6 protein-coding genes are annotated in these 7,672 nt (G+C 67.2%); 4 read left to right on the top strand and 2 right to left on the bottom strand.

The features are described from left to right. Nucleotides 1-252 precede the first annotated feature (252 nt). Complete coding sequence (locus AC6H42_RS20255; RefSeq protein ID WP_497548803.1) at nucleotides 253-1,014, bottom strand: IclR family transcriptional regulator; 762 nt, start codon at nucleotides 1,012-1,014, stop codon at nucleotides 253-255. A gap of 104 nt (nucleotides 1,015-1,118) precedes the next feature. Between AC6H42_RS20255 and AC6H42_RS20250 the strand changes: the two genes are divergently transcribed. The 4 genes from AC6H42_RS20250 (at nucleotide 1,119) to AC6H42_RS20235 (ending at nucleotide 5,640) form a co-directional block, all read left to right on the top strand. Next, nucleotides 1,119-2,255: an FAD-dependent monooxygenase gene (locus AC6H42_RS20250; protein ID WP_057155671.1), complete on the top strand. Its 1,137-nt coding sequence runs from the start codon at nucleotides 1,119-1,121 to the stop codon at nucleotides 2,253-2,255. Continuing rightward, on the top strand, nucleotides 2,252-3,223 hold the full coding sequence (locus AC6H42_RS20245; RefSeq protein WP_497548802.1) for an MBL fold metallo-hydrolase: 972 nt from the start codon (nucleotides 2,252-2,254) through the stop codon (nucleotides 3,221-3,223). Before AC6H42_RS20250 ends, AC6H42_RS20245 begins: the two co-directional genes overlap by 4 nt. Before the next feature lie 10 nt (nucleotides 3,224-3,233). Continuing rightward, a complete protein-coding gene (locus AC6H42_RS20240) occupies nucleotides 3,234-4,325 on the top strand; it encodes a porin (protein WP_057155669.1) in 1,092 nt (363 codons plus the stop codon). Between the two features lie 97 nt (nucleotides 4,326-4,422). Further along, nucleotides 4,423-5,640, top strand: coding sequence for a pyridoxal phosphate-dependent aminotransferase (locus AC6H42_RS20235; RefSeq protein WP_497548801.1), 1,218 nt, complete (start codon nucleotides 4,423-4,425; stop codon nucleotides 5,638-5,640). A 6-nt stretch (nucleotides 5,641-5,646) separates the two neighbouring features. Here the strand turns inward: AC6H42_RS20235 and AC6H42_RS20230 are convergent, their stop codons facing one another. Next, entirely contained in the window at nucleotides 5,647-7,614 is a 1,968-nt protein-coding gene (locus AC6H42_RS20230) for a sigma-54-dependent Fis family transcriptional regulator (RefSeq protein ID WP_082551839.1), read from the bottom strand. Between the last annotated feature and the right edge of the window lie 58 nt (nucleotides 7,615-7,672).

Raw genomic sequence — 7,672 nt, 5'->3', positions numbered from 1 at the left:
CCAGAACAAAGTAAAAAGCCTCCCCTGCGGGAGGCTTTTTGCTTTGTGCCGGACGGAGAGGGTGGGATTCGAAGACGCAGCGCCCTAAGGGGCGCGGAGGCTCTCCGAATCCTCCGTTCAGCAGTGCGCCGTAAAAGCCAAGCTACATGCCAGACGGAGAGATGGACGGAGAGGGTGGGATTCGAAGACGCAGCGCCCTAAGGGGCGCGGAGGCTCTGCGAATCCTCCGTTCAGCAGTGCGCCGTAAAACCCCTAAGTCCCCAGCAACCCCGACAGCCGCCCAGCAGTCCCCCATACCGCAGCCTCAATAGTATCGCGCTCCCCCGGCCGCTGCCGCAGCCGATCGCTCGGTCCCGCCACACTAACCGCCGCCACCGCCATGCCCGACGCATCAAACACCGGCGCCGCGCAAGCATCAATCCCCTGTTCAAACGCCCCCAAACTCCAACAGCAATCCCGCGAGGCCGCCTCCAGCAGCATGCCCTCCGCCTCCTCAAACGTCACGCGCGCCCCGCGCGGATCCCCCTGCGCCGCCTCATACAACCCGCGCCACAACTCCCTCGGCCGCCGCGCCATCAGCACCCGTCCCGGCGCAATCAAATAAGCCGGAATCCTGCTCCCCGGCCGGATATTACTCACCAGCGGCGTCTGCGGCACCTCCTTTACCAGATACACCGCAAACGGCCCATCCAGCTCCACCATATACCCCGACCAGCACACCTGCCTGCTCAACAAAGCCACCAGCCTGCGCCCGTGTCCGATCAAATCATCCTGTCCCAGCGCATCCGCCGCCAGCCCCAGAAACCGCAGCCCGATCCGATGTCCGCCCTGCGGCAGCGCCTCCAGCATCCCCTCATCCTCCAGCGTCGCCAGCAGCCGCGCCGCCGTAATCCGATTGATACCCACGTCCCTCGCCAACGCGCTCAAATTGCCGGTCGCACCGCCCGCCGCCACATACGCCAGCAAGCCGAACGCCCGGGCCACCGCCCCGCCTTTCGCTTCATCATCCGCCATAAATCCTCCATATGTTCATATTTGAACATATTGAACAAAAAACGCACAAGAAAAAAGAGCATTGCTATAGTCAATCCACCTTGCAACCCCAACGGAGACAAACCATGAGCAAACTCAACATCGGCATCGCCGGCGCCGGCATCGGCGGCCTGGCCGCCGCCATCGCCCTGCGCGACATGGGCCACGACGTCGTGGTCTTCGAGCAAACCAGGCAATTCCTGCGCGTCGGCGCCGACATCAACCTCACCCCCAACGCCGTGCGCGCGCTGGACGGCCTCGGCCTGGGCATTCCCGAAGGCGTGCGCCGCACCGCGGCGCGCCCCACGCACCGCATCAGCCGCACCTGGGACAGCGGCGAAGAGACCTCGCGCCTGGCAATGGGCGACACCGCCGAACAGAAATACGGCGCGCCGCAACTGACCATCCACCGCGCCGACCTGCTCGCATCGCTGGCCGCCGCCTTCCCGGTCGAGCGCGTCCTGTTCGGCAAGCACGTCAAGGACATCAGCGCAGCAGGGCAGGGCGCTGCCGTTTCCTTCGCCGACGGCAGCCGCCACGAATTCGACCTGCTGGTCGGCGCGGACGGCATCCACTCCGCAGTGCGCAGCGCCATGTTCGGTCAGGAGCAGCCGCGCTTCACCGGCGTGGTGGCCTACCGCGCCGTGGTTCCCGCCGAGCGCCTGGCCGGCATCCCCAACCTGCAAGCGTTCACAAAATGGTGGGGCCCAACGCCCGAAAGCCAGATCGTCACCTTCCCGCTCAATGCCGGCAAGGACATCTTCATCTTCGCCACCACCGCGCAGGAAAGCTGGCAGCTCGAATCCTGGACCACGCAAGGCAGCGTGCAGGAGCTGCGCGACAGCTACGCCGCCTTCCACCCGCATGCACGCGCCATGCTGGACGCCTGCGACGAAGTGCTCAAGACCGCCCTGTACGAACGCGACCCGCTGCCCGCCTGGTCCCAAGGCAGCATGGTCGTGCTGGGCGACGCCGCGCATCCGATGATGCCTTTCATGGCGCAGGGCGCAGGCATGGCCATCGAAGACGGCGTGGTGCTGGCTTGCACGCTGCGCGATGTGCGGGAAGCTGCCGGCATCGCCGCTGCGCTGCGCCGCTTCGAAGCGCTGCGCATCGAGCGCACCTCGAAAATCCAGCTCGGATCGCGCGGCAACAACTGGCTGCGCGAAGGCGGTAACGCGGACTGGGTGTACGGTTACGATGCCTGGAAGGTGGCGCAGTGAAGGCCCGTGCCATGCTGGCCGCCTGCTTGCTGGCGGCCCATGCTGGCGCGTGGGCCGCAGCGCCGGGCGCCGTTGCAGGCGGTGCCGCCGATGACGCCCCTGCTGCCGAAGCGGCCGATGCAGCCCCGTTCCGCGTGCATCTGCTGGGCACCGGCAGTCCGCTGCCCGAGACGCGCCGCTTCGGCCCGTCCGTCCTGGTAGAGGCGGGCGGGCAGAAGTTCCTGTTCGACGCGGGCCGCGGCCCCATGCAGCGCCTGCACACGCTGGGCATCCCGTTCGCCGCCGTGGACAAGCTGTTCATCACCCACCTGCATTCCGACCACACCATAGGAATTCCGGACCTGTACCTGACCGGCTGGCTGCGCGGACGCAAGACGCCGCTGCACGTGTGGGGCCCGGCGGGCACGCGCGGCATGATGGAACACATGGCCAAGGCCTTCGACTACGACATCAAGATCCGCCTGGAACAGAATCCCGGCTCGCAGGTCGATGCGGCCGATATCGGCGCCGGCGTCGCATACGAAAAAGAAGGGGTGCGCATCACCGCCTTCGAGGTGGACCACGGCCCGGTGCATCCGGCCTTTGGCTACCGCATCGATTACAAGGGCCGCAGCGTGGTGCTGTCCGGCGACACCCGCTACTCGCCGGCGCTGGTGCGGCAGGCCAGGGGCGCCGACCTGCTGGTGCACGAAGTGGCGGCCGGGTCCGAGGAGCTCATGCGCAGCTCGCCCGTTGTGCGCAATGTGATCGGCATCCACACCGGGCCGGAGGACGCCGGCAAGGTGTTCGCGCAAGCCGTGCCGCGCCTGGCGGTGTACTCGCACATCGTGCTGTTCGGCGTCACGGAACCGGAGCTGGAGCGGCGCACCCGCACCACCTACGCCGGACCGCTGACGATAGGAGAAGACCTGATGACCTTCGACATCGGGCCGCGGATCAAGGTGACCCGCACCATGGCCAAAGAATAGGAGAGGCGTGATGAAAACCGGATTGACCGCGGCCCTGGCGGCCGCGCCGCTGCTGGCCCAGGCCGGCACCACGATCTACGGCAGCATCGACGCGGGCCTGACCCGGGTCAGCAATATCGGCGGCGCCGGCGTTACCCGCACGGACAGTGGCAATATGCAGCCGGACCGCATCGGTGTGCGCGGCACGGAAGACCTGGGCGACGGCTGCCAGGCCGTCTACCAGCTGGAAACCGGCTATGCCACCGACACCGGTGCGCAGCTCAACGCCCTCAAGCTGTTCAACCGCGCAGCGTATGTGGGGCTGGGCAGCCGTCTCGGCACCGTCACCTTGGGCCGCCAGAACAACTTCATGTTCGAGATGGTGGCGCGCCAAAGCAATGGCGTGCTGACGGGCAGTTTCTACGCTTTCCATCCCGGGAATATCGACGACCTGACCAACGCGGGCGCCTACGATAACGCGCTCAAGGTAGTCAGCGCGCCCATGGCCGGACTGACGCTGGGCGCCATGCTGGCGCCGGGCGAGCAGCCGGGGGACGCGGCGCGCAGCCGCGCCTTCAGCCTGGGCGCCAGCTACGCCGCCGGCCAGTTCAGGGCCGCCGCTGCGCTTAGCGACACGCGCAACCGTAGCCTGGCGCTCGGGCAGAGCGCCGGCGTACGCAGCCTGCTGGGTCGGACACTGATTTCCGGGCAGGCCAACGCGCCGGTGTATGCGGCGTTGGCCACGGACCGGGTGCGCAGTATCGGCCTGAGCGCAAGTTATGGCGCGGGACCGGCACTGCTGCACGCGCTGCACGTGGACACGGCCATTACGGCCGGTTCCGCCGGCACGAGCATGAAAAGCAGCGAGCTGGGTGTAAACCTGCGCACCGGCGGCTTCACGTCACTCAACTTGGGACTGGCGCGCACCACGCTGGAAGGCCGGCGCTGGGACCAGTTGACAGCGAACCAGGTCTATACGCTGTCGCGGCGCACGTCGGTGTACGCCCAGGTGCTGCTGCAGCGCGCGTCCGGAAACGGTGCGGTGGCGGCCATCAATGCGCTGGGCGTGTCATCCACCCCGCGCCAGTCGGCATTGCGGCTGGGCGTGCATCACCTGTTCTGAGCCATGCCGCCAGTGCGCAAGGGGCGGCGCTTGCATGTCCGTGGCGGCGAAACGGGGGACTTCGCTATAATCTAAAGCCCCGCTTCGAAAGTGCAAGATGACACACGCCCATCCAGACCTGCGCCAGCCCGATATCCCCCGCGCCCTGCGCGCCGCCGCCCGCGTCCAGGCCATAGAACCGTTCCGCGTCATGGAAATCATGAAAGCGGCCAGCGCAGCAGCAAAAGCCGGCGTGGACGTCATTAGCATGAGCGTCGGCGAGCCGGACTTTACCGCGCCCGAACTGGTGACGGAAGCGGCCGTGCGCGCGATCCGCAGCGGCGCCACGCAATACACGGACGCCCTCGGCCTGCCCGCGCTGCGCGAAACCATCGCCGCCCACTACCGCACCGCCTTCGGCGTGGACGTCGATCCGCGCCGCGTCATCGTCACCGCCGGCGCCTCGGCAGGCCTGCTGCTGGCCTGCGCCGCGCTGGTGTGCGATGGCGACGACGTGCTTATGCCCGACCCCAGCTATCCCTGCAACCGCCACTTCGTTTCGGCTTTCGGCGGCAAGGCCGTGCTGATACCATCCAGCGCCGAGCAGCGCTACCAGCTGACGGCAGAACTGGCCGCGCAGCACTGGACGGAGCGGACCCGCGGCGTCATCGTCGCCTCGCCGTCCAACCCTACCGGCACCTCGCTGACGGTGGAACAGATGCGAGCCCTGCTGGCCGAAGTGCGCGCGCGCGACGGCTTCGCCATCGTCGATGAAATCTACCAGGGCCTCTCCTATGGCCACGCGCCGCACAGCGCGCTCAGCCTGGACGACCAGGTCATCACCGTCAACAGCTTCTCCAAATACTTCAACATGACAGGCTGGCGTCTCGGCTGGCTGGTTGTGCCCGAGCAGCTGGTAAGCGTGATCGAAAAGCTGGCGCAGAACTTGTTCATCTGCCCCTCCACGGTGGCCCAGCACGCCGCGCTGGCCTGCTTCCATCCCGATTCCATTGCCGTCTACGAGCAGCGCCGGCTGGAGTTCCAGCGCCGCCGCGACTTCTTTGTGCCGGCCCTGCGCGAGCTCGGCTTCGGCGTGCCCGTCATGCCCGATGGTGCGTTCTACGTATACGCCGATTGCAGCGGGGTTGCCCATCCGGCAAGCGGCGACAGTTCCGCCTTCGTCATGGCGGTACTGCGGCAAGCCGGCGTGGCCTTTGTCCCCGGCGACGACTTCGGCGTGGCGGGGCCGCACCGGCATGTGCGCTTCTCTTACGCCACCGCCTACTGCCGCATCGAAGAAGCCGTGCACAGAATGGGCAAGCTGCTGGGGCGGTAGCACACCCTAGTCGCCGCCCTCCGCGTTGGGCGCCACGATGCGCCAGCGCGTCATTTTGCGGTAAATGGTGGCGCGCGAGATGCCCAGTTCCTGCGCCGCGCGCGTCACGTTCCAGCGCTGCTTGCGCAGTTCTCGCAGCAGCAGGCCGCGTTCGTCATCGGGCTCGCCGCACGCGGCCTGCTGATCCGGCGCCGGCAGTGCCCGGTGGGACGGCGGCTGCTTCGATTCCCTCACGTCCATTGGCAGGTCGGGCAGCTCGATATGATCGTGCTCGCACAGCGCCACCGCTGCGCGCAGCGCATTGATCAGCTGCCGCAGGTTTCCGGGCCAGCGGTACCCCAGCAAGGCCCGCAAGGCCTCCGCCGACATCGTCACCTGTCCCCGGCCTGTTTCCGCCGCCACCCGGGCCAGCACGCTGTGCATCAAGGTCGAGATGTCGGCGCGCTCGCGCAGCGCGGCCAGGTGGATCTTCATGCCGTTCAGGCGGTAGTACAGGTCTTCCCTGAACTGGCCCGCCATGACCTGGTCGAGCAGGTTGCGGTGCGTGGCGCACACGATCTGCACGTCCACCGGCACCGCTTTCTCCGCGCCCAGCGGCACGATCTCCTTTTCCGCCAGCACGCGCAGCAAACGGGTCTGCATCTGCAGGGGCATGTCGCCTATCTCGTCCAGGAACAGCGTGCCCCGGTGCGCCTGCAGCAGCTTGCCGCGCATGCCTTTGGCGCGCGCGCCGGTGAACGCGCCGTCGGCGTAGCCGAACAATTCGCTCTCGATCAGCGATTCCGGTATCGCAGCGCAATTGAGCGCCACGAAGGGTTGCTCGGCGCGCTCGCTGGCGTGGTGGATGGCGTTGGCGAACACCTCCTTGCCGGTGCCGGTCTCGCCCTGCAGCATGATGGCGATGCCTTTGTCGATCACGCGCCGGATGATGGCCACGTTGCGTTTCATCTGCGCGTCCTCGCCGGCCAGTTCCTCCAGCGTCAGCAGGCTTGCCGCCGTCGGGTGGCTCGAGCGCGCGCTGCGCGAAGGCTGCACGCACAGCGTGCGTCCGCTCGGCGCGCGCATCAGCGCGTAGTACTGGCGCCCGCTGTGCAGCGCGCGCAGCGCCAGCGTCTCCCGGTGCTGGGCGCCGGAAGACGCCAGCAGCGTTTCTAGCCGCGTATCGAACACCTGGTCCACGGTCCGGCCCAGCAAGGCCTGTTCCGCGCCATGCAAGGCCTGCTGCACATTGCGGTTGACGGCGATGATGCGGCCCAGGTGGTCCAGCGCAATCAGCCCGTCTGTCACCACTTCCGCAAACTCGCGGCGCCGGCTCAGGCGGATGATCCAGTGGTCCTCGAACTTCTTGAGGAAGTGCGCGTTCTCTATCATCTTGGCCGAAACCGACACCAGCTGCAGCATCAGCGCCTGGCTGCGCTTGTCCCCCGGGGAGGACAGTGCGGACGCGTCCAGTACTGCCAGCAGGCTGCCGTCGGTGTCGAGGATGGGTGAAGCGCTGCAGGTGAGGGTGGTGTTGGTCGAGCGGAAGTGCTCGGCCTGGTGCACGGTCAGCGCACTCTGGTCGGCAATGCAGGCGCCCACCGCGCAAGTGCCTTCCTCCTGTTCCGACCAGCAGGCGCCCAGGTACAGGCCGGCGCGCCGCAGTTCACGCTTTTGCAGGGCGTCGGCCTTGAAATCCACCGTCACGCCCTCGCAATCCGTCAGCAGCACCACGTAGCCGGCGCTGCGCACCTGGTTGAACAGGTATTCCACACCGCCGCGCGCGATCTGCATCATCGGCTCCATTGGGTCCTGGTGGTCGCGCAGCTGGCCGCCGGCCAGCACGCGCGGCGCCTGTCTGCGGCCGGGATCGAGCTTGTACTGGCCCAGCGAGCGGCGCCAGGAGCGCACGATCAGCGGGTCGGCGTCGGCGCGGGCAATGCCGCGCGAGCGCAGTAGTGCCAGGTCTTCATCGACGGTGGCAATGGTACTCATGGCAGGTCTCCGTTACCTGGTTAGTCCCAGGATATTGATTTGATATAGACCATGCTAG

The organism is Massilia sp. NBRC 108631, assembly GCF_059704565.1.
Note: the sequence above shows the minus strand (reverse complement) of the source record. Positions and strands in the feature narration are given on the sequence as shown.

What these genes read in the sequence shown, in the direction of transcription:
- AC6H42_RS20255 (WP_497548803.1), bottom strand. Translation starts at nt 1,014, where the DNA reads ATGGCGGATGATGAAGCGAAAGGCGGGGCGGTGGCCCGGGCGTTCGGC.
- AC6H42_RS20250 (WP_057155671.1), top strand. Translation starts at nt 1,119, where the DNA reads ATGAGCAAACTCAACATCGGCATCGCCGGCGCCGGCATCGGCGGCCTG.
- AC6H42_RS20240 (WP_057155669.1), top strand. Translation starts at nt 3,234, where the DNA reads ATGAAAACCGGATTGACCGCGGCCCTGGCGGCCGCGCCGCTGCTGGCC.
- AC6H42_RS20235 (WP_497548801.1), top strand. Translation starts at nt 4,423, where the DNA reads ATGACACACGCCCATCCAGACCTGCGCCAGCCCGATATCCCCCGCGCC.
- AC6H42_RS20230 (WP_082551839.1), bottom strand. Translation starts at nt 7,614, where the DNA reads ATGAGTACCATTGCCACCGTCGATGAAGACCTGGCACTACTGCGCTCG.